The organism is Citrobacter portucalensis, assembly GCF_002042885.1.
Taxonomy (GTDB): Bacteria; Pseudomonadota; Gammaproteobacteria; order Enterobacterales; family Enterobacteriaceae; genus Citrobacter; species Citrobacter portucalensis.
In genome coordinates, this window is sequence record NZ_MVFY01000006.1 from 153,877 (window position 1) to 175,834 (window position 21,958).

The following is a 21,958-nucleotide window of genomic DNA, read 5'->3' on the forward strand; positions in this document are numbered from 1 at the left end:
AATAACCATAGCATAACAAAGATGCGAAAAGTGTGACACGGAATAAATTAGTGGAATCGTTTACACTCCGGTGTTTTCACTCGATGCTGCCAGTTACTTTATTATAAATCATTATGTTAGGTTGTTATTTCAGCACTTGTCTGAAAAAAAAGCAGAAAAAAGGGCGTGATAAACGCCCTGGCATGAAAATTAACGCAGAGAGGTTTGTCGATAGGCGTAGATATCACCCTCGGGTACAAACTCTAGCCGATGGGTAATGCAGGCCGGGGCATCTTCGGCGTGATGAGAGACAAACAAAAGCTGAGTTTCACCTTCACCGATCAGGACATCCACAAACCGACGGATCAGTTGACGGTTGAGCGGATCTAATCCTTGCAACGGTTCATCGAGGATCAGCAACGTAGGATGTTTCACCAGTGCACGAACAATCAATGCCAGCCGCTGCTGCCCCCAGGAAAGACTATGAAATGGCGCATCCGCGGTACGTTTATCGATGCCCAGAATATCCAGCCACTGTTGTACCAGCTTGTGCTGTCTGTCGGAGACGGCCTGATAAATGCCGATTGAATCGAAATAACCGGAGAGAATAACGTTGCGAACTGTCGTACTTACCCGGTAATCCAGATGCAGGCTGCTGCTGACATAGCCAATGTGTTTTTTGATATCCCAGATAGTTTCACCGCTGCCCCGGCGGCGGCCAAACAGGGTCAGGTCGTTGCTATATCCCTGGGGATGATCGCCGGTGATTAAACTGAGCAGGGTTGATTTCCCCGCACCGTTGGGGCCGATGATTTGCCAGTGTTCCCCCGGATTTACCCGCCAGCTCAGATGATGCAGGATAGGGCGATCGTTATACGAGACGGTGCCGTCGTTAAGCACAATGCGCGGCTCGTTATCTGACAGCGTGTGGCGCACCGAAGGCTCATCCGGTTCGGGTAACTGGATGCCTTCCAGCCGTTCGCTATGGGCAAGCTGAGCGATTAATGCCTGTTGCAGAAGGTCGGGTTTTGCACCGGTTTCCGTCAGCGTGCAGTCGGCAAGTACGCCGGCAAACTGCACGAACTCAGGAATTTCATCAAAGCGATTAAGCACCAGTACCAGCGTTAAACCGGCCTGGTGCAACTCAGCGAGCAACTCTGCTAACTGGCGACGGGACGCCACGTCCAGCCCGTCAAAGGGTTCATCAAGGATCAGCAAATCCGGTGTGGACATTAATGCCTGGCAGAGCAGGGTTTTGCGCGTTTCACCGGTGGAAAGGTATTTGAAACGCCTGTTAAGTAGGGATGAAATGCCAAACTGCTGCGCCAGCGCAGCGCAGCGGGCGGGGTCGCGAACTTCGTCCTGAATGATTTCTGCGGTAGTGCGCCCGGTGTCGTCTTCACCGGGACTAAGAAGATCGGTGTTGTTTCGCTGCCACTCGTCGCTGACCAGCTTTTGGAGCTGCTCAAAGGAGAGTCGGGTAATACGTGTAAACTGACAGTGACGTTCGCCTTTCAGAAGCGGTAACTCGCCCGCCAGCGCGCGGGCCAGCGCAGATTTCCCGCTGCCGTTAGAGCCAACAAACGCCCAGCTATCACCCGCGTTTAACGTCAACGCATCTAACTGGAGCGTTTTTGTGTCGCTAAGACGAAACGTGCCTTGCGAAATTTGCAACGATGACATTTTGTATCCCATTATTTGCAGCGATGAATAACAGGGATACGTGTTCTTCAGGCTGATGTCAATTAACTCAGCACAGTGTGGCGATAATCACCCTGTCCGCATTAAAATATGCTGTGACGTTAGCGCCTTCCGTTAATGTGTGGGTCTGCTCTATCGGCAAAGTTGCGCACAGCGTCTGGCCGTCTGGCAAGGTCATCAATACTTCACACTGCTCCGCTCCGCGTTCGATATGGCTAATCGTGCCCTGCAACTGGTTATCGGCGGCCTGAGCGATGGCGTCGTCCTGAGTGATTCCTACCCACGGCGCTTTCAACAAAATCAGTACTTCTTTGCCTTCCTCAAGCCCGAGACGCTCGCCGCTTTGTGCAGTGATTGCCACTTTCAGGCGCGTTTCGCCATCCGCCAGCAGCACGTCGACATGCTGTTGAACCTGATCGTGGTCGCGGGCGGTAATGGTGCCAAACCACTGGTTACGGGCGCTGGTTTGCAGCGAAAAGCGAGAGATCGCCGCCAGCAGGCTATTGAGCGGCAGTGCGTCGTCATCGCTCAAAACATCGAAGGCTTTCTGTTGGATTTGCGCTAATAAATCATACAGCTGGATTAAGCGTTGGCCGTAGCGCGTTAATACCGCGCCGCCGCCGCCTTTGCCGCCAGTGGCGCGCTCAACCAGCGTCTGCTCGCTGAGCTGATTCATTTCGTTAATCGCATCCCAGGCGCTTTTATAGCTGATACCTGCATCCTTCGCGCCCTGACTGATGGAGCCGGAAAGCGCAATGTGCTTAAGCAGAGAAATGCGACGGGGATCGGCAAACAGTTTTTGCTGAAGTTTCAGCGTAAGAAGGATTTCGGCCTGCATCACAAGCTCCTGGCAAAAGGGGTATTGTGACGGAAAACCGCGCGCGCGCAAAGCCAACCGCACAAAAGGGGAGTGCTTTTCTGTGTTATGTGGTTAGAATACAACTAAGGACTATATCTGGAGTTGACCATGTTAGAGTTATTGAAAAGTCTGGTATTCGCCGTAATTATGGTTCCTGTGGTGATGGCTGTCATCCTGGGGCTGATTTACGGACTGGGTGAAGTGTTCAACATCTTCTCCTCTATCGGTCAGAAAGACCAGTCCAGACAGAATCATTGATTCCCCAAACGCCCGCTCAGTCGGGCGTTTATATTTTTTGCCTGCCAACTCGTTTTCTCAAGATCTTGCTTTCCCTGCCGATATTTTCTTTGTGTAACCTCTAATTGGTATCAATAACCACTGGGAAAATCCTGGTTTACTCGTTATATTTGCGCCTACATAACGAAACGCAAAGGAGTTACAGATGGCACGTACATGGTTACGCTTGTTTGCAGGGGCAACACTTTCTCTTACCGTTGCCGGGCATGCGCTGGCGGATGAAGGAAAGATTACCGTTTTTGCAGCGGCTTCGCTGACCAACGCGATGCAGGACATTGCAACGCAATATAAAAAAGAGAAGAACGTTGATGTTGTCTCCTCTTTTGCTTCTTCTTCCACGCTGGCGCGTCAGATTGAAGCAGGCGCACCGGCCGATCTGTTTATTTCTGCCGATCAGAAATGGATGGACTACGCGGTAGACAAGAAGTCGATTGATACCGCATCGCGTGAAACGTTGTTGGGTAACAGTCTGGTGGTGGTTGCGCCGAAAGCCAGCGCGCAGAAAGACTTCACCATTGACAGCAAAACCAACTGGACCAGTCTGTTGAATGGTGGACGCCTGGCTGTTGGCGATCCAGAACATGTTCCGGCGGGCATTTATGCCAAAGAAGCGCTGCAAAAATTGGGTGCATGGGATACCCTGGCCCCGAAACTGGCTCCTGCTGAAGACGTGCGCGGTGCGCTGGCGCTGGTAGAGCGTAACGAAGCGCCGCTGGGGATCGTCTATGGTTCCGATGCTGTCGCCAGTAAGGGCGTAAAAGTTGTTGCGACTTTCCCGGAAGATTCGCACAAAAAAGTGGAATACCCTATCGCGATTGTTGATGGGCACAAAAACGCAACGGTTAGCGCGTTCTATGATTACCTGAAAGGACCGCAGGCTGCTGAAATCTTTAAACGTTATGGATTTACGACCAAGTAATGATACTGACCGATCCTGAATGGCAGGCCGTCATCCTGAGCCTGAAAGTTTCTTCCCTGGCTGTGTTGTTTAGTTTGCCGTTTGGGATCTTCTTTGCCTGGCTGCTTGTGCGATGCAAGTTCCCGGGCAAAGCGCTGCTCGACAGCGTTCTGCATTTGCCGCTGGTTCTGCCGCCGGTCGTGGTGGGCTATCTGCTGTTGGTCGCCATGGGGCGGCGCGGATTCATTGGCGAATGGTTGTACGACTGGTTTGGCATTACCTTTGCCTTTAGCTGGCGCGGTGCGGTACTGGCTGCGGCGGTGATGTCTTTTCCTCTGATGGTACGGGCAATTCGTCTGGCGCTGGAAGGTGTCGACGTCAAGCTGGAGCAGGCGGCCCGCACGCTGGGAGCCGGACGCTGGCGTGTATTCATGACCATTACGCTACCGCTGATGCTGCCCGGCATTATTGTCGGTACGGTGCTGGCGTTCGCGCGTTCCCTCGGGGAATTCGGCGCAACCATTACTTTTGTTTCCAACATTCCTGGTGAAACCCGCACCATTCCTTCGGCGATGTATACCCTGATCCAGACTCCCGGCGGCGAAAGCGCGGCGGCGAGGTTGTGTATCATTTCTATTGTTTTAGCGCTGATTTCGCTGCTGATTTCTGAATGGCTGGCGCGTATTAGCCGTGAGCGGACGGGGCGATAATTATGCTGGAACTCAATTTCTCCCAGACGCTGGGGACGCATTGCCTGACGCTCAACGAAACGCTGCCAGCCAGCGGCATCACCGCTATTTTTGGCGTTTCCGGTGCGGGCAAAACCTCACTGATTAACGCCATCAGCGGCCTGACGCAGCCGCAGTCCGGACGTATCGTGCTCAACGGTCGGGTCTTAAACGACGTCGAGAACGGTATCTGTTTAACGCCGGAAAAACGCCGGGTGGGCTATGTTTTCCAGGATGCGCGCCTGTTCCCGCACTATAAAGTGCGCGGCAACCTGCGTTACGGAATGGCGAAAAGCATGGCCGGACAGTTTGATAAGCTGGTGTCGCTGTTGGGCATTGAACCGCTGCTTGACCGTCTGCCTGGCGGTCTTTCTGGCGGTGAAAAGCAGCGTGTCGCCATCGGTCGGGCTCTGCTGACCGCGCCTGAGTTATTGCTGCTTGATGAGCCGTTAGCCTCGCTGGATATACCGCGTAAACGCGAACTACTGCCTTACCTGCAACGCCTTGCACGTGAAATTAATATTCCGATGCTGTACGTCAGCCACTCGCTTGATGAGATTTTGCACCTGGCGGATAAAGTGATGGTGCTGGAGAATGGGCAGGTCAAAGCGTTCGGTTCGTTGGAAGATGTCTGGGGTAGCAGCGTGATGCACCCCTGGCTGCCTAAGGAACAGCAAAGCAGTATTCTGAAAGTCAGCGTGCTGGAACATCATCCACACTATGCGATGACCGCGCTGGCGCTCGGCGATCAGCATCTGTGGGTCAATAAGCTGGAGCAACCGCTGCAAACCGCGCTGCGTATTCGTATTCAGGCCTCTGATGTTTCACTGGTGCTCCAACCCCCCCAGCAGACCAGTATTCGTAACGTTCTCCGGGCAAAAGTCGCGCAATGTTATGACGATAACGGTCAGGTGGAAGTTCAGCTTGAGGTGGGCGGTAAGACGCTGTGGGCAAGGATCAGCCCGTGGGCCAGGGATGAACTGGGTATCAAACCTGGCCTGTGGCTGTACGCGCAAATTAAGAGCGTATCGATTACCGCCTGATTACAGCAGGTGGGAGTAGATAAATTTCGCGATGCTGTCTGTGGTGTTGTCGCCAATCACGATGTTGGCGCGGGCTTTGACCGCGTCATCCGCGTTGCCCATCGCCACGCCGGTACCTGCGGCTTCCAGCATGCTGATATCGTTAAAGTTATCACCAAAGGCAATCACGTTTTCCATTGACCCGCCCTGTGCTTCAATCCACTGGGTAAGGCGTCGTCCTTTGCTGTTGCCTTTACGGGCAATGTCGACCTGATCGTGCCAGGACCATTCACACTCCAGTCCCAGCTGTTGCTCAACGTACTGGCCAAACTGCTGCAGTTTCGGAATATCTTCGTCGGTCAGGGCAAATTTCCAGACGGCGTTGACGTCATGTGCGGCCTGCGCCAGCGAAGGAACCTGGGTGAAGGTCGGGCGCTGTTCCGGCGGCAGAGTTTGCGCCCAGTTAGCGGTACGCACCACATGCCCGGTTGGGCGCTCATACAGCATGGCCTCATCCACATACATCAGCCCGTGGATCTGATGTTCATCCAGCATTTCGATCAGCTGTAATGCCTGGTCTACCGGGAGGGGATCGGATTCCAGTACCTTTTTTGCCTGATAATCATACAAGTAGGTACCGTTACAGCAAATTGCAGGTGTATCCAGCGCCAGTGCCTGATAAAAAGGATGAATAGCAACGTGATGGCGACCTGTGACAATGATAAGTTGGTAGCCTGCTTCTCTGGCGCGCGAGAGCGCTTCGAGGGAGGATGGCAGCAAGGTTTTTTTCGGGGTCAACAGGGTACCGTCTAAATCCAGGGCAATCACGCGTGCGGTCATAGTTTTTTCCAGATTAAGGTTGAGAATTTTGTCTGCTGGAATGGTACACCGAGACGGGAGCCGGACAAAATTCTGAGCCTTAATTAAGCATTCACCGTTAAAAGCGTCTACCTTAGGCGTGTGTCAGGCAATTGCAGCCACCTGCCAAAAAGCAAAGGAGTATTCATGAAGCAAACCGTTTATACCGCCAGCCCTGAAAGTCAGCAAATCCACGTCTGGAGCCTGAATCACGATGGTTCTCTGACGCTGACGCAGGTGGTTGATGTACCGGGTCAGGTACAGCCGATGGTCGTCAGCCCGGATAAGCGTTACCTCTATGTTGGTGTGCGCCCGGAGTTTCGCGTGTTGGCTTATCGTATTGCGCCTGATGACGGAGCGCTGACCTTCGCGGCAGAGTCAGCGCTGCCGGGTAGCCCGACGCATATTTCTACCGATCATCAGGGACGTTTCGTGTTCGTTGGCTCTTATAACGCGGGTAGCGTGAGTGTCACGCGTCTGGAAGACGGCCTGCCGGTGGAACTGGTTGACGTGGTAGAAGGTCTGGATGGTTGCCACTCAGCCAACATCTCTCCGGATAACCGTACCCTTTGGGTTCCGGCGTTGAAACAGGATCGTATCTGCCTGTTTGACGTTAGCGATGATGGCCATCTGGTTGCGCAGGAACCGGCTGAAGTGACTACCGTTGAAGGCGCGGGCCCGCGTCATATGGCGTTCCATCCGAATAAGCAATATGCCTACTGCGTGAACGAGCTGAATAGCTCTGTTGATGTCTGGGAGCTGAAAGATCCGTACGGCAAGATTGAGTGTGTGCAGACGCTGGATATGATGCCTGCTGATTTCGCGGATACCCGTTGGGCAGCAGATATTCACATCACACCGGATGGTCGCCATCTGTATGCCTGTGATCGCACCGCCAGCCTGATTACGGTCTTTAGCGTCTCTGAAGATGGCAGCGTGTTGACCAAAGAAGGTTTCCAACCTACCGAAACTCAGCCACGCGGTTTTAATATCGATAACAGAGGTAAATACCTGATTGCAGCCGGACAAAAATCGCACCATATCGCGGTATACGAGATTGCTGGCGAACAAGGACTGTTGACGGAGAAAGGTCGTTACGCGGTAGGACAAGGCCCGATGTGGGTGGTGGTTAACGCGTACTAATATTGCGTCTAATGCCGGATGAGTATCCGGCACATTGCCCGGCAGAGCATGAATCTGCCGGGTTTACATCAGAGAATGACGTTTACTGCTTAGGTTCAGCAACAACTTTGCTACCGATACCGCGGTTGTTGTATTCCCACATACGGTTGAAGTTGGTGTCGTTCAGATTACGCTGGATTTCACCTTTGTCATCTTCCGCACCGGTATTACCGGCAAACGGGCGTTTTGCGATAACGCTGTCAGCCCATGGTTTTGCCATGTTAAAGCCTTCGTTAATCACGCTGTCACGAATCACGACCTGACCGTTAGTGTTGGAATCGACATCCAGCGAGCGGCCTAACTGCGCCACGCCATCGCCACTTGCCGTGAAGCGACTATTAATCGCCAGGAAACCGTAGTAGATGTTTGACAGGGTAGCCGGTGCGAACACATAGGCTTCCTGCTGGGTACGGGAGTTCACTACGCGGAAATCGGTGTTATCGAACACTACGGCACCGCGACCGGAAACGATATCCACATCGCCTTCAATGTAGCTGTTGGTAACCAGCGTACGCGGCTGACGATCGTTTTCCAGACGGTTTTGTACGCCGCTATTGGTCACGAAGAAGGTATTCTGGCGGCCCAGGATATTGACCTTGTTGATCTGCACTTTATCGCCATCGGTACGCAGTGCAACGGCTGGGTGGTTACCCGCATCAACGCTGTCACCCAGGTTGTTTTCGATGGTCAGATTCTGCAATTGCAGACCGTTATTTTGCGACCAGACGACAGCAGAACACATCACACCAATATTTGTGCCACGTTTGTTCTGGCAATTATCAAACATATACCACGCAGGTTTACCCGGCATGTATTTACCGGCTGGGTTCACCGTACGACGCCAGTCCGCGGTGCTCATGTCACCGTCAATGGCCTGGCCAATTTTCACATCAAGCGGTTTTTCGCCCATGCCGTACAGCGTCAGGCTACCTGTTGCTGCCGGGATATATACCGTGCCCTGGTATTCGCCTGGCATAATCGCGATGTACTGACGTTTGTTAGTACGTTTGATGATTGCTGCATCAACAGCGGCTTGAATGCTGGTATGGGTGACGCCCTGAGTCCCTGCCGGGCCAACGACGAAGTCAGGCTGTGCAGGCAGAGAAATAGAAGAAGGGCTCCACGGCGCGGTGTTTGGCGTCAGCGCGGAAAAATAGTGCGCAGTAACGAAGTTTTTCGCTTCATTGGCCGACAAAATCGGGCGCGAAGAGGTTCCTGGCGCGGTTTGATCGGAAGGAATTTGATCGGGCGGCGTAGAGCTACAGGCGGTCAGCGTCACGCCAAAAGCCATTGCCAGCGCCAGACGGGAAACTGATGATATGTTCACAGGTTGCTCCGGGCTTTGAAAGTTATCCATTAAAGCCTGCTTTTTTATACTAAGTTGAGCGAAACGGGAAGGCGAAAAGGTAAAAAGTTGTTTTTTATCGCAGCAATGTCTGGCGCGGAGAGTCTTTATATCACAAATAGATAACAATTATGGTTCTTCAGGTTGACAACATCCCTATAATCAAAAATAAATGTCTATACAACCTATGACAAGTGGTGAGTCGAATGCAGCAATTCTTCCCTGATGATGTTATCTGGCGCAATGTTCGTCTGGCGACTATGGACCCTGAACGTGGTACCCCATATGGGCTGTTGGATGGTCACGCGCTGATCGTCCGCCAGGGCAAGATTCGCGATATCGTCCCGGAATCATCGTTATATCTCACGCATGACAATACTTTTGATATGCAGGGCAGGCTGATTACGCCTGGCCTGATTGATTGCCATACGCATCTGGTCTTTGGCGGAAACCGCGCAGGTGAGTGGGAGCAGCGGCTAAATGGTGTCTCCTACCAGCAGATAAGCGCTCAGGGTGGGGGGATCAATGCCACCGTATCGGCGACCCGCAGCGCCACGGATGAACAACTCTTACACGTAGCTCATCAGCGGATGGAACAGCTGATTAAAGAAGGTGTTACGCTGCTGGAAATAAAATCCGGCTACGGCCTGGATTTGCCGACAGAAGAGAAAATATTGCGCGTGGTGGCAGCGCTGGCGGCAGAGAATATCGTTGAAATCAGCCCGACGCTGTTGGCCGCGCATGCAACTCCAGCGGAATACCGGGATGATCCTGACGGCTATATTACGCTGGTGTGTGAGACCATTTTGCCGCAATTGTGGGAACAAGGGCTGTTTGAGACCGTCGATCTGTTCTGTGAAAGCGTTGGTTTTTCGTTGGCGCAGAGCGAGCGGGTGTTTCAGGCTGCACAGGCGCTGGGCATCCCGATTAAAGGCCATGTCGAACAACTGTCATTGCTTGGCGGCGCACAGTTGGTAAGCCGCTACCACGGGCTATCCGCCGATCATATTGAATACCTTGATGAAGCGGGTGTAGCGGCGATGAGCCAAAGCGGTACTGTCGGCGTGCTGCTGCCCGGCGCATTCTATTTCCTCAAAGAGCAGCAGCGCCCACCGGTAGCGTTGCTGCGTCAATATCAGGTACCGATGGCGGTAGCGACAGATTTTAACCCCGGTACCAGTCCGTTTATCAGCCTGCACTGGGCGATGAATATGGCCTGTGTTCAGTTTGGCCTGACGCCGGAAGAAGCATGGGCGGGCGTAACCCGTCATGCGGCCCGGGCGCTGGGGCGTCATGCCACCCACGGTCAATTGAAGGCCGGGTTTGTGGCCGATTTTGTGGTGTGGGATGCAACCCTCCCGGTCGAGATCCTGTATGAACCCGGGCGCAATCCGCTCTACCAACGCGTATTCAAAGGACAAATAGCATGACCAACTGGCAACCAGCCTCACCTGCGCTGTGGCAGGGACGTGATGACCGCGCCGAATCGCCGAATGCGCTGCGCCTGTTTCAGACTATCACGCAAAGTCTGACGTTTAGCCCAGAAATGTACCGCGAGCAGATAGCGTTGCTCGGGTTTGCCTGCGACGAAGGCGTTAAACGTAATCAGGGGCGCACGGGCGCCGCCGGAGCACCCGATGAGCTGCGCAAGGCGCTGGCGAATTTAGCCAGCCACGATGGGCACAATCGGCTGGTGGATCTGGGAAATATTGTGGCGCAGGCTCCCGATCTTGAGGGCGCGCAGCAGGCGTTACGTAATGCGGTACAGCGCTGTCAGCAGGAGAACATGCGTACCTTTGTTTTGGGCGGGGGACACGAAACTGCCTTTGCCCACGGCGCTGGCGTACTGGATGCGTTCCCGCAGGCGAAAGTGGGGATAGTCAACTTCGATGCGCATCTCGATTTGCGCAAAGCTGAACAAGCCACATCCGGTACGCCATTTCGCCAGCTGGCGCAGCTTTGCGATGAACAGCAGCGTGAATTTCACTATGCCTGTATCGGAGTCAGTCGGGCGGCAAACACCCAGGCGTTGTGGGATGAGGCCCAGCGGCTCGGTGTTACCGTGGTGGAGGATCTGCATTGTGATACGGCGCAGGCGCAGTTAGCGCAGTTCATTGCCAATCTGGATGTCATCTATCTGACAATCGACCTCGACGTGCTGCCGGTGTGGGAAATGCCCGGCGTGTCGGCCCCCGCCGCGCTTGGCGTACCGTTGGCGACGCTGCTGAGACTGATTGAGCCTCTGTGTCGTAGCGGTAAACTCCTGGCGGTGGATATGGTTGAATTTAATCCACGCTTTGACGATGATGGCAGAGCAGCACGCGTGGCGGCGCGATTAGGCTGGCAAATCGCCCACTGGTGGCACTGATATACCTGATGGCGTTGCGCTTATCAGGTTCGGGTAATGCCTGTAAACTCTACCCACTCACATTTTCAGCTTAAGGAAGGCTCACGCATGCTCCCATCCCGTTCTGCTCCGGCTCCTTTTTACGAAAAGGTCAAACAGGAGATCAGCGAAAAAATTGCCAGCGGTATCTGGCAGCCTCACGATCGCATTCCTTCTGAGGCAGAACTGGTGGCGCAGTATGGTTTCAGCCGCATGACCATCAACCGGGCGCTACGTGAGTTAACGGATGAAGGTTTACTGGTGCGTTTGCAGGGCGTGGGGACGTTTGTCGCCGAGCCAAAAGGCCAGTCCGCGCTGTTTGAAATCCGCAGCATCGCAGATGAAATCAACGCCCGTCAGCATCAGCACCGGTGCGAAGTGCTGACGCTGGAAAAAACCCAGGCCAACGCCCAGCAGGCTTTGGTGTTAAATGTCAAAGAAGGCACCTCCATTTTTCACTCTGTCATGGTGCACTACGAGAACGACCTGCCGGTACAGATTGAAGATCGCTGCGTGAATGCTGAAATTGTGCCGGAGTATCTGGCGCAGGATTACAGCCAGACTACACCGCACGCATACCTGTCGTTGATAGCCCCTTTAACGGAAGGTGAGCATATTGTTGAAGCGGTACGTGCCAGCGCTGAAGAGTGCGCGCTGCTGAATATTAAAGAACACGATCCCTGCCTGCTGATTCGTCGTAAGACCTGGTCTGCGTCGTCCATAGTCTCTCATGCCCGCTTGCTGTTTCCAGGTTCCCGCTATCGCCTGCAAGGACGGTTTATGTCCTGATACAGGACATGAAAACCGTGATTGCTGACGCAATATAATAAAAATGTATCCTAATTGTTAAAATCATCCTTGCGATGACTTGTATAGACAAGTATATGTTGCTTATCTATCCGACGTTCGCGAGGAGTTTTCTGTCATGTCCCATAGCAAATATCGTCAGCAGGATATTCGTGCCCCACGCGGCACCACCTTAACGGCCAAAAGCTGGCTGACCGAAGCGCCGCTGCGCATGTTAATGAATAATCTGGATCCCGATGTGGCGGAAAATCCGCATGAGCTGGTGGTATACGGTGGGATTGGCCGCGCCGCGCGGGACTGGGAATGTTATGACGCTATCGTCAACGCGCTGACCAAACTGGAGACCGATGAAACTCTGCTGGTCCAGTCTGGTAAACCGGTAGGCGTATTCAAAACTCACGACAACGCACCGCGCGTGCTGATTGCTAACTCCAACCTGGTGCCGCATTGGGCTACCTGGGAACACTTCAACGAACTGGACGCCAAAGGGCTGGCGATGTACGGCCAGATGACTGCCGGAAGCTGGATCTACATCGGCAGCCAGGGCATCGTGCAGGGGACTTATGAAACCTTCGTTGAGGCCGGGCGTCAGCATTATCAGGGTAACCTCAGCGGACGCTGGGTGCTGACCGCCGGGCTGGGCGGCATGGGCGGAGCACAACCGCTAGCCGCTACACTTGCGGGTGCGTGTTCGCTGAACATTGAATGCCAGCAAAGCCGAATTGATTTCCGTCTGCGTACCCGTTACGTCGACGAGCAGGCGACATCGCTTGACGATGCGCTGGCGCGTATCGACAAATACACCCGCGAGGGTAAAGCCGTCTCCATTGCGCTGTGTGCTAATGCCGCCGACGTTGTGCCGGAACTGGTGAAGCGCGGTGTGCGCCCGGATATGGTCACTGACCAGACCAGCGCCCACGATCCGCTGCATGGTTATCTGCCGTGCGGCTGGAGTTGGGAAGAGTATCAGGCAAAAGCGGTGTCCGATCCCCACGGCACGGTGCAGGCGGCGAAACGTTCAATGGCAACGCACGTTGAGGCGATGCTGGCGTTTAGCAAAATGGGCGTGCCGACGTTTGATTACGGCAACAACATTCGCCAGATGGCCAAAGAGATGGGCGTGGAAAACGCCTTTGATTTCCCCGGCTTCGTACCTGCTTATATTCGCCCCCTGTTCTGTCGCGGTATAGGCCCGTTCCGTTGGGTGGCACTGTCGGGCGATCCGCAGGATATTTATAAGACAGATGCCAAAGTGAAAGAGATCGTGGCTGATGATAAGCACCTTCATCACTGGCTGGATATGGCGCGTGAGCGGATCAACTTCCAGGGCTTACCAGCGCGTATCTGCTGGGTCGGCCTGGAGTGGCGACAAAAGCTGGGGCTGGCGTTTAATGAGATGGTGCGCAGCGGTGAAGTATCTGCGCCGATTGTTATTGGCCGTGACCATCTGGACTCCGGTTCTGTTGCCAGCCCAAACCGCGAAACAGAAGCTATGCGCGACGGTTCAGACGCCGTATCCGACTGGCCGCTGTTGAACGCGCTGCTTAACACCGCCAGCGGCGCGACCTGGGTGTCGCTGCATCACGGCGGCGGGGTTGGCATGGGCTTCTCTCAGCATGCCGGGATGGTGATTGTTTGCGATGGTACCGATGAGGCCGCGGCGCGCATCGCCCGGGTATTACATAACGATCCGGCTACCGGGGTGATGCGCCACGCCGACGCCGGGTATGACATTGCGGTGGAGTGCGCCGTTGAAGAAGGGCTGAATTTGCCAATGATTGCTGCGACGCAGGAGAAACGCTGATATGAACACCATGACACTCACGCCGGGCCATCTGAGTTTTACCCAGCTACGTGAAATCTGGCAGCAGCCGGTCAAACTGAGCCTGGATGCCGGGGCGATTGATGCAATCAACGCCAGCGTCGCCTGCGTCAATAATATTGTCGCAGAAGGCCGTACGGCGTATGGCATTAATACCGGCTTTGGCCTGTTGGCTCAGACCCGTATCGCCACGGAAGATTTGCAGAATTTACAGCGTTCGCTGGTGCTTTCCCATGCGGCAGGCGTTGGCGAGGCGCTGGATGACGCAATGGTTCGCCTGATTATGGTGCTGAAAATCAACAGCCTGGCGCGCGGTTTTTCCGGCATTCGTTTGAGCGTGATTGAAGCGCTGATTGCGCTGGTGAATGCCGAGGTATATCCACTGATCCCGGCGAAAGGGTCGGTGGGCGCATCGGGCGACCTGGCGCCGCTGGCACATATGTCGTTGACGCTACTGGGCGAAGGTAAAGCGCGCTGGCAGGGGGAATGGCTCCCGGCTACCGACGCGCTGAAAAAGGCCGGACTGGAGCCGATCACGCTGGAGGCGAAAGAGGGACTGGCGCTGCTCAACGGCACTCAGGCTTCCACCGCCTTTGCACTGCGCGGGTTAATTGAAGCTCAGGAACTGTTTGCGTCTGCAACGGTGTGCGGGGCGCTGACCACAGAAGCCGTGCTGGGCTCCCGTCGTCCGTTTGACGCCCGTATTCATGCCGCGCGAGGGCAGCGTGGGCAGATTGATGCCGCAACGCTATACCGTCATGTGTTGACCGACTCCAGCGCACTTTCGCAGTCGCATCATAACTGTGAAAAGGTGCAGGACCCGTATTCTCTGCGCTGTCAGCCACAGGTGATGGGGGCATGTCTGACACAAATGCGCCAGGTGATGGATGTTCTGCTGGTTGAAGCCAACGCGGTTTCCGACAACCCGCTGGTGTTTGCCGAAGAGGGCGATGTGATCTCCGGTGGGAATTTCCATGCTGAACCGGTGGCTATGGCGGCAGATAATCTGGCGCTGACGATTGCGGAAATCGGCTCGTTGTCAGAGCGGCGCATTGCGCTGATGATGGACAAACATATGTCGCAGTTGCCGCCGTTCCTGGTGAAAAATGGCGGGGTTAACTCCGGCTTTATGATTGCTCAGGTAACCGCCGCCGCGCTGGCGAGCGAGAACAAAGCGCTGGCGCATCCGCACAGCGTGGATAGCTTGCCGACCTCCGCCAACCAGGAAGATCATGTTTCTATGGCGCCGGCGGCGGGGCGCAGACTGTGGGAGATGGCAGCAAATACGCGCGGTGTGATTGCCGTGGAGTGGCTGGCGGCGTGTCAGGGGATTGACCTGCGTGAAGGGTTAACCTCCAGTCCGTTGCTGGAGCAGGCGCGACAGGCGCTGCGCGAGCAGGTTGCCCACTACACGCAGGATCGCTTTTTTGCCCCGGATATTGAGTGCGCGACCGAGCTGTTAGCGCAAGGAACGTTGCTGCAATTGCTGCCTGAATTTCTGTAGAAAATTGCCTGATGTCGACGCTGACGCGTCTTATCAGGCCTACGGTCTGCTTTGTAGGCCGGATGAGGCGAAGCCGACATCCGGCACAACACAGCTTAGCTAAACATCGCCGTAATCGAGGCGCTGGCGAGCGAGTGGAAATGGACGTTAAATCCAACCATCGCGCCGCTGGCACCTTCATCGACATCAATACGCTCCACATCCAGGGCGTGAACCGTAAAGATATAGCGGTGGGTTTCACCCTTCGGCGGCGCAGCGCCGCCATAACCGGCTTTGCCAAAATCTGTACGGGTCTGAATCACCCCATCCGGCAGCGCAACCAGCCCGGAGCCGAATCCTTGTGGGAGTACGCGGGTATCAGCCGGCAGATTTACCACCACCCAATGCCACCAGCCGGAGCCGGTTGGCGCATCAGGATCAAAGCAGGTCACGACAAAGCTTTTGGTTCCTGCGGGTACGTCATCCCACACCAGGTGGGGGGAAATATTATCCCCGTCATACCCCATGCCGTTAAAGACGTGGCGATGCCCAAGCTTATCGCCATCGCGCAAATCGTTACTGATTAGTTTCATGCTGACTCCTCTCGTTAGCCAAAAAGTGTAGCCAGAAACCGTAGAGCTTACCGCTGATTAATCGCTAAAAAATGTTGCATTGCGCACAGCCTCGTTCACGGCCTGCGTCAGGCGACGTAACTGATCGGGCTGGATAATGTACGGCGGCATCAGGTAGATGAGCTTGCCAAACGGTCTTATCCACACGCCCTGTTCGACAAAGAACTTCTGTAACGCTGCCATATTCACCGGATGGGTGGTTTCGATGACGCCGATGGCGCCGAGCACGCGTACGTCCGCGACCCAGCAGGAATCTACCGCCGGGGCGAGTTCTGCCCGCAGTTGCGCTTCAATGGCCGCTACTTGTGCGCGCCACTCGCCGGTTTCGATTAACGACAGGCTGGCGGAGGCGACGGCGCAGGCCAACGGATTGCCCATAAAGGTTGGGCCGTGCATGAAGCATCCGGCTTCACCATTGCTGATGGTTTCCGCAACCTGGCGGGTGGTGAGGGTTGCAGAAAGGGTCATCGTTCCGCCGGTTAACGCTTTGCCCAGGCATAAAATGTCCGGAGTGATGTCGGCATGCTCGCAGGCAAACAGCTTGCCTGTACGACCAAATCCGGTGGCGATTTCATCGGCAATCAGCAGGATCCCTTCACGGTCGCACATCTTACGGATGCGTTTTAACCATTCGGGATGATACATGCGCATACCGCCAGCGCCCTGTACGATTGGCTCTAGGATCACCGCCGCAATTTCGTGGCGATGCGCGGCCATCAGACGGGCAAAAGGCACCATATCCAGTTCGTCCCACTTGCCGTCCATGCGGCTTTGTGGGGCAGGGGCAAACAGGTTCTCCGGCAGGTACCCCTTCCACAGACTGTGCATTGAGTTGTCAGGATCGCAGACCGACATCGCGCCGAAGGTATCACCATGATAACCATTACGAAATGTCAGGAAACGCTGGCGGGATTCGCCTTTAGCCTGCCAGTATTGCAGTGCCATTTTCATTGCAACTTCTACTGCGACCGACCCTGAATCCGCGAGAAAAACGCACTCCAGCGCCTCTGGCGTCATCGCCACTAACTGGCGGCACAGCGCAATGGCCGGGGCATGGGTAATGCCGCCAAACATCACATGCGACATGGCATCAATCTGCGTTTTCATCGCGGCGTTCAGCTGCGGGTGATTGTAACCGTGGATTGCCGCCCACCAGGATGACATGCCGTCAATCAGCTTCTCACCGCTGGCTAAGATCAGTTCGCAACCTTCGGCACGCGCCACCGGATAAACCGGCAACGGGGAGGTCATGGAGGTGTATGGGTGCCAGATATGGCGTTGGTCAAACGCAAGATCGTCCGTTGTCATAATCGACTTGTAAACCAAATTAAAAAGATTTAGGTTTACGAGTCTACACCAAACTAACAACGAAACGTATACCAATATGGCTCATTCTTCTCGCTGGACAATGTCGCAAGTCACCGAATTATTTGAAAAACCGCTGTTGGATCTGCTGTTTGAAGCGCAGCAGGTTCATCGCCAGCATTTCGATCCGCAGCAGGTACAAGTTAGTACGCTGCTGTCGATTAAGACCGGTGCTTGCCCGGAAGATTGCAAATACTGCCCGCAAAGCTCCCGCTATAAAACCGGTCTGGAAACGGAACGGTTGATGGAGGTTGAACAGGTACTGGACTCGGCACGTAAGGCGAAGCAGGCCGGTTCAACGCGGTTTTGCATGGGCGCGGCGTGGAAGAACCCGCATGAGCGCGATATGCCGTACCTGGAACAAATGGTTCAGGGAGTGAAAGAACTGGGGCTGGAAGCCTGTATGACGCTGGGCACGCTGGACGAATCTCAGGCCCAGCGCCTGGCCAATGCGGGTCTGGACTACTACAACCACAACCTCGACACCTCGCCGGAATTTTACGGCAATATCATCACCACCCGCTCGTACCAGGAGCGCCTGGATACGCTGGATAAAGTGCGCGAGGCAGGCATTAAAGTTTGCTCCGGCGGGATTGTTGGGCTGGGCGAAACGGTGACCGACCGCGCGGGTCTGCTGCTGCAATTAGCGAATCTGCCGACGCCGCCGGAAAGTGTGCCGATCAACATGCTGGTGAAAGTGAAGGGCACGCCGCTTGCCGATAACGACGACGTAGATGCTTTTGATTTTATTCGTACTATCGCCGTGGCGCGTATCATGATGCCGACCTCATACGTGCGTCTTTCTGCCGGGCGCGAGCAGATGAACGAACAAACCCAGGCGATGTGCTTTATGGCCGGGGCCAACTCGATTTTCTACGGCTGCAAACTGCTGACCACCCCGAACCCGAACGAAGATAAGGATTTGCTGTTATTTCGCAAGCTGGGTCTTAACCCGCAGCAAACGGCGGTACTGGCGGGCGATAACGAACAGCAACAACGTCTGGAGCAGGCGCTGCGTACCCCGGATACCGACGATTACTACAACGCGGCAACCGTATGACCTGGCAGCAAAAAATTGACGATGCGCTAACAGCGCGTCGTCGTGCTGATGCGTTGCGTCAGCGCTATGCAGTGACGCAGGGTGCCGGGCGCTGGCTGCAGGCCGACGGTCGCCAGTATCTGAATTTCTCCAGCAACGACTACCTCGGCTTAAGCCACCATCCGCAGATTATCTGCGCGTGGCAGCAGGGCGCTGAGCATTTTGGCGTCGGCAGTGGCGGCTCGGGCCATGTCAGCGGTTATTCCGTTGCTCATCAGGCGCTGGAAGAAGACCTGGCGCAGTGGCTCGGCTATTCCCGGGCGCTGTTGTTCATCTCTGGTTTTGCCGCCAATCAGGCGGTCATTGCCGCACTGATGGGAAAAGATGACAAGATTGTTGCCGACAGGCTCAGCCATGCCTCGCTGCTGGAGGCTGCCAGTCTTAGCCCTGCCGTGTTACGTCGCTTTACTCATAACGACTCGCAACATCTGGAGCGTCTGCTGACAGCCCCCTGTCCGGGGCAGCAGCTGGTGGTCACCGAAGGCGTGTTCAGCATGGATGGCGACAGCGCGCCGCTGGCAGAAATCCACGCGGTGGCGAAACGGCAGGGCGCGTGGCTGCTGGTGGATGATGCGCATGGGATTGGCGTAAGCGGTGAGGAAGGGCGTGGTTCGTGCTCCCGACAGCAGGTGAAACCTGAGCTGTTGGTGGTGACATTTGGCAAAGGGTTCGGCGTCAGCGGTGCGGCGATCCTGTGTTCTGATAGCGTGGCCGATTATCTGCTGCAGTTTGCCCGTCATCTGATCTACAGCACCAGCATGCCGCCAGCCCAGGCTCAGGCCTTGCGCGCCGCGCTGGCGGTGATCCGCAGCCGCGAAGGCGATGAGCGCAGAGAAAAGCTGGCGATGCTGATCCAGCGTTTTCGCGCAGGGGTGAATACTACGGATTTGACGCTGGCACATTCAGACAGCGCTATTCAACCGCTGATCGTTGGCGACAATCATAAAGCCTTGCAACTGGCACAGACGTTACGGCAACAGGGGTGCTGGGTGACGGCGATTCGTCCACCGACGGTGCCGGTTGGGACGGCCAGGCTGCGGATTACGCTGACCCAGGCGCATGAAGTCCAGGATATCGACAACTTACTGGAGGTGCTGCATGGCGCAGGTCAATAAGCAGGCGATTGCCGCTGCGTTTGGTCGCGCGGCTATGCACTATGAGCAACATGCGGAGCTTCAGCGTCAGAGCGCCGATGCGTTACTGGCACAACTCGATGGCCGGGCGTTCTCACGGGTTTTGGACGCGGGCTGTGGGCCTGGGCGTATGAGTCGCTACTGGCGGGAGCAGGGGAGCGAGGTCTGTGCTCTGGATCTGTCGGCGCAAATGCTTACGCAAGCGCAGCGTCACGATGTCGCCCATCACTATCTGCTGGCGGATATCGAAGCCATTCCGCAGGCCGCTGCCACTTTCGACCTGGCCTGGAGCAATCTGGCCGTGCAGTGGTGCAACGACCTGCGCGGCGCGTTACGCGAGCTATACCGGGTGGTGCGTCCTGGCGGGGCGGTGGCGTTTAGTACGCTGGCGCAAGGGTCGATGCCGGAACTTCGTCAGGCGTGGCGAGCAGTTGATGACCGGGAGCATGCCAACCGTTTTTTGCCCGTGGAGCAACTGGAAAATGCTCTGTGCGGCTGGGACGTTGAATACCAGTCTCATGCCGTCACGCTGTGGTTTGATGATGCACTGAGCGCCATGCGCTCGCTGAAGGGCATTGGCGCGACGCATTTGCATGATGGACGTGAGCAGCGTGTGCTGACCCGCTCGCAGTTGCGCCAGTTACAGCTCGCCTGGCCTTGTCAGCAGGGGAAATATCCGCTGACCTATCATCTTTTTTTGGGAGTAATTCAACGTGACTAACACATATTTTGTCACCGGGACGGACACCGAAGTAGGTAAAACTATCGCCAGCTGTGCGTTGCTTCAGGCGGCGGGACAGCTGGGGTTGCGAACGGTCGGCTATAAGCCGGTGGCGTCAGGCAGTGAAATGACGGCTGAAGGTCTGCGAAACAGCGATGCGCTGGCTCTACAGCGCAACAGCGTTGTGGCAGTGGATTATGCGGCCATCAATCCGTATACCTTCGCCGAACCTACCTCACCGCATATCATCAGTGCTGACGAAGGACGCCCCATTCAGGCTTCAGTGATGTCTGCGGGTTTACGCTTGCTTGAAGAGCAGGCTGAGTGGGTACTGGTGGAGGGCGCTGGCGGGTGGTTTACGCCGCTTTCGCCAACGCTGAGATTTGCTGACTGGGTAACAGCAGAGCAACTGCCGGTGATTCTGGTGGTTGGCGTTAAGCTCGGGTGCATCAACCACGCTATGCTGACCGCCCAGGCGGTGCAGCAGGCCGGACTGAAACTTGCCGGATGGGTTGCCAATGATGTGACGCCACCCGGCAAGCGTCATGCTGAATATATGGCAACGCTCAGACGTGTACTTGCGGCTCCGCTACTGGGGGAAATACCCTGGCTGGCAGAAGAGCCGGAACGAGCATCGACAGGTCGTTATATCGATCTTAGCGTTTTGTCTCTGGCATCCACCAGTCGTTGATTAGCGGGTCGCTGAATTGTGTTATTTGTCCTTGAGCCACGTTGCGGCCACGATGTAACAAGCAATAGCAGTCGGCGACCCGACGAATAAACGGCAGGCTCTGCTCCGCGAGCATAATGGCGATGCCAAGCTCCTGGCTTAGCCTCACAATCAGATTCCCCAGTTTGTGGATATACGCCTGGCCACCTCCTCGCGTCGGCTCATCGAGGATCAGCAGGCGCGGGCGAGTGACCAGCGCACTGGCGAGTGCAAGCAGGTGCTGATTTTCCTCTGACAATGCCACCCCTTTGGCCTGACGCAGTACAAACAGCTGCGGAAACAGGCGGTAAATATCGCTGCTGTTCATCGCTTCGCTTTCCTCAACCGCCTGGCGCGCAATGTGCAGATTTTCCTCTACCGTCAGCTGCGAAAAGATTCGCCGTTCCTGTGATACACAGTTAATACCCAGCGCAATGCGCTTTGCCGCCGGAATCTGAAGCAGATCGCAAGGTGGTGCGCCAGCCTGATGCCAGAACATGGTTCCGCTCTCAATCGGTAAATTGCCTGTGATGCAATTGGCCAGCGTGGTTTTTCCCATCCCTGGAAGACCCAGCACGGCGGTACATTTGCCGGGCAACAGGTCGAGATCGACATCCCAAAGCGAGTGTTGATTACCGTAATAGTGATTCACTGCACGAAGACTCAACATAGATTTCTCCCTCATGATGATATCCGCCTCGCGGGCTGATGGTCGGGAGAAAACTGCAAATCTCTTGCCAGAAGCGGAATTAGGGGAAAATACAGCAGAATAGAGTATTGAGCGGGTTGCGGTATCCGGCTTGTTGTGGATGAGAGCCGCAGTGTGCACATTGTCAGTGCCTGGTGGCGTTGTGATGGTGCAGGCAGGAAAATGATGAAAATGCGAGCAAGATCTCGGCTATCCCAGGTCGCTTCGTTAGCTGATAAATATC

Annotated in this window: 21 protein-coding genes; 14 read left to right on the forward strand and 7 right to left on the reverse strand. The window is 55.3% G+C overall.

All coding sequences use genetic code 11. From position 1 onward, the window contains the following. Nucleotides 1-189: 189 nt before the first annotated feature. Both modF and modE read right to left on the reverse strand, forming a co-directional pair. Entirely contained in the window at nt 190-1,662 is a 1,473-nt protein-coding gene (modF, locus tag BZK40_RS11075) for a molybdate ABC transporter ATP-binding protein ModF (RefSeq protein ID WP_079934630.1), read from the reverse strand. 67 nt (nt 1,663-1,729) lie between these two features. Next, complete coding sequence (gene modE / locus BZK40_RS11080; protein WP_003831465.1) at nt 1,730-2,518, reverse strand: molybdenum-dependent transcriptional regulator; 789 nt, start codon at nt 2,516-2,518, stop codon at nt 1,730-1,732. A 129-nt stretch (nt 2,519-2,647) separates the two neighbouring features. On the opposite strand from modE, the gene BZK40_RS11085 reads away from it, so the two are divergent. The 4 genes from BZK40_RS11085 to modC all read left to right on the forward strand — a co-directional run bounded on the left by BZK40_RS11085 (nt 2,648) and on the right by modC (nt 5,505). After that, nucleotides 2,648-2,797: an AcrZ family multidrug efflux pump-associated protein gene (locus BZK40_RS11085; RefSeq protein ID WP_020996536.1), complete on the forward strand. Its 150-nt coding sequence runs from the start codon at nt 2,648-2,650 to the stop codon at nt 2,795-2,797. A gap of 184 nt (nt 2,798-2,981) precedes the next feature. Continuing rightward, a complete protein-coding gene (gene modA, locus BZK40_RS11090; RefSeq protein WP_003831470.1) occupies nt 2,982-3,755 on the forward strand; it encodes a molybdate ABC transporter substrate-binding protein in 774 nt (257 codons plus the stop codon). Further along, nucleotides 3,755-4,444 carry a molybdate ABC transporter permease subunit gene (gene modB, locus BZK40_RS11095; RefSeq protein ID WP_008784169.1) on the forward strand — a complete coding sequence of 230 codons (690 nt, stop codon included), beginning with the start codon at nt 3,755-3,757 and terminating at the stop codon, nt 4,442-4,444. The genes modA and modB overlap by 1 nt, the downstream gene beginning before the upstream one ends. A 2-nt stretch (nt 4,445-4,446) precedes the next feature. Continuing rightward, nucleotides 4,447-5,505, forward strand: coding sequence for a molybdenum ABC transporter ATP-binding protein ModC (gene modC / locus BZK40_RS11100; RefSeq protein ID WP_048235822.1), 1,059 nt, complete (start codon nt 4,447-4,449; stop codon nt 5,503-5,505). Here modC and BZK40_RS11105 read toward each other — a convergent pair whose 3' ends face one another. Next, the gene (locus tag BZK40_RS11105) at nt 5,506-6,324 is read right to left on the reverse strand and encodes a pyridoxal phosphatase (protein ID WP_003831476.1); all 819 of its coding nucleotides are present in this window, start codon (nt 6,322-6,324) and stop codon (nt 5,506-5,508) included. Between the two features lie 165 nt (nt 6,325-6,489). Between BZK40_RS11105 and pgl the strand changes: the two genes are divergently transcribed. Then, complete coding sequence (gene pgl, locus BZK40_RS11110; protein WP_020996535.1) at nt 6,490-7,485, forward strand: 6-phosphogluconolactonase; 996 nt, start codon at nt 6,490-6,492, stop codon at nt 7,483-7,485. An 82-nt stretch (nt 7,486-7,567) separates the two neighbouring features. Here pgl and BZK40_RS11115 read toward each other — a convergent pair whose 3' ends face one another. Then, nucleotides 7,568-8,851 (reverse strand): putative acyl-CoA thioester hydrolase, encoded by a 1,284-nt coding sequence (locus BZK40_RS11115; protein WP_060683743.1) that lies wholly within the window; start codon nt 8,849-8,851, stop codon nt 7,568-7,570. 224 nt (nt 8,852-9,075) lie between these two features. On the opposite strand from BZK40_RS11115, the gene hutI reads away from it, so the two are divergent. From hutI to hutH, 5 genes are all read left to right on the forward strand, one after another. Continuing rightward, a complete protein-coding gene (gene hutI / locus BZK40_RS11120; RefSeq protein ID WP_079934631.1) occupies nt 9,076-10,299 on the forward strand; it encodes an imidazolonepropionase in 1,224 nt (407 codons plus the stop codon). Next, nucleotides 10,296-11,237, forward strand: a complete 942-nt coding sequence (hutG, locus tag BZK40_RS11125) for a formimidoylglutamase (RefSeq protein ID WP_079934632.1) — start codon at nt 10,296-10,298, stop codon at nt 11,235-11,237. Before hutI ends, hutG begins: the two co-directional genes overlap by 4 nt. A gap of 87 nt (nt 11,238-11,324) precedes the next feature. Further along, nucleotides 11,325-12,044 carry a histidine utilization repressor gene (locus tag BZK40_RS11130; protein WP_003831502.1) on the forward strand — a complete coding sequence of 240 codons (720 nt, stop codon included), beginning with the start codon at nt 11,325-11,327 and terminating at the stop codon, nt 12,042-12,044. Nucleotides 12,045-12,180: 136 nt separating this feature from the next. Next, the gene (gene hutU / locus BZK40_RS11135) at nt 12,181-13,866 is read left to right on the forward strand and encodes a urocanate hydratase (protein ID WP_079934633.1); all 1,686 of its coding nucleotides are present in this window, start codon (nt 12,181-12,183) and stop codon (nt 13,864-13,866) included. Nucleotide 13,867: 1 nt separating this feature from the next. Beyond that, the gene (hutH, locus tag BZK40_RS11140; protein ID WP_079934634.1) at nt 13,868-15,388 is read left to right on the forward strand and encodes a histidine ammonia-lyase; all 1,521 of its coding nucleotides are present in this window, start codon (nt 13,868-13,870) and stop codon (nt 15,386-15,388) included. Between the two features lie 95 nt (nt 15,389-15,483). Here the strand turns inward: hutH and BZK40_RS11145 are convergent, their stop codons facing one another. Then, on the reverse strand, nt 15,484-15,960 hold the full coding sequence (locus BZK40_RS11145; protein WP_079934635.1) for a kinase inhibitor: 477 nt from the start codon (nt 15,958-15,960) through the stop codon (nt 15,484-15,486). A 57-nt stretch (nt 15,961-16,017) separates the two neighbouring features. Continuing rightward, nucleotides 16,018-17,307, reverse strand: coding sequence for an adenosylmethionine--8-amino-7-oxononanoate transaminase (gene bioA, locus BZK40_RS11150; RefSeq protein ID WP_079934636.1), 1,290 nt, complete (start codon nt 17,305-17,307; stop codon nt 16,018-16,020). 76 nt (nt 17,308-17,383) lie between these two features. Here bioA and bioB point away from each other — a divergent pair, with 76 nt between their 5' ends. From bioB to bioD, 4 genes are read left to right on the forward strand one after another with little or no spacing between them, the layout of a single operon-like run. Beyond that, the gene (gene bioB, locus BZK40_RS11155) at nt 17,384-18,424 is read left to right on the forward strand and encodes a biotin synthase BioB (RefSeq protein ID WP_008784180.1); all 1,041 of its coding nucleotides are present in this window, start codon (nt 17,384-17,386) and stop codon (nt 18,422-18,424) included. Next, on the forward strand, nt 18,421-19,578 hold the full coding sequence (bioF, locus tag BZK40_RS11160) for an 8-amino-7-oxononanoate synthase (protein ID WP_079934637.1): 1,158 nt from the start codon (nt 18,421-18,423) through the stop codon (nt 19,576-19,578). Before bioB ends, bioF begins: the two co-directional genes overlap by 4 nt. Continuing rightward, complete coding sequence (gene bioC, locus BZK40_RS11165) at nt 19,562-20,317, forward strand: malonyl-ACP O-methyltransferase BioC (RefSeq protein ID WP_071445159.1); 756 nt, start codon at nt 19,562-19,564, stop codon at nt 20,315-20,317. The genes bioF and bioC overlap by 17 nt, the downstream gene beginning before the upstream one ends. Beyond that, nucleotides 20,310-21,008 carry a dethiobiotin synthase gene (bioD, locus tag BZK40_RS11170; RefSeq protein ID WP_079934638.1) on the forward strand — a complete coding sequence of 233 codons (699 nt, stop codon included), beginning with the start codon at nt 20,310-20,312 and terminating at the stop codon, nt 21,006-21,008. The genes bioC and bioD overlap by 8 nt, the downstream gene beginning before the upstream one ends. Here the strand turns inward: bioD and BZK40_RS11175 are convergent. Further along, nucleotides 20,974-21,696 (reverse strand): ABC transporter ATP-binding protein, encoded by a 723-nt coding sequence (locus tag BZK40_RS11175; RefSeq protein ID WP_079934639.1) that lies wholly within the window; start codon nt 21,694-21,696, stop codon nt 20,974-20,976. The two genes, bioD and BZK40_RS11175, sit on opposite strands and share 35 nt — an antisense overlap. Nucleotides 21,697-21,958: the final 262 nt, after the last annotated feature.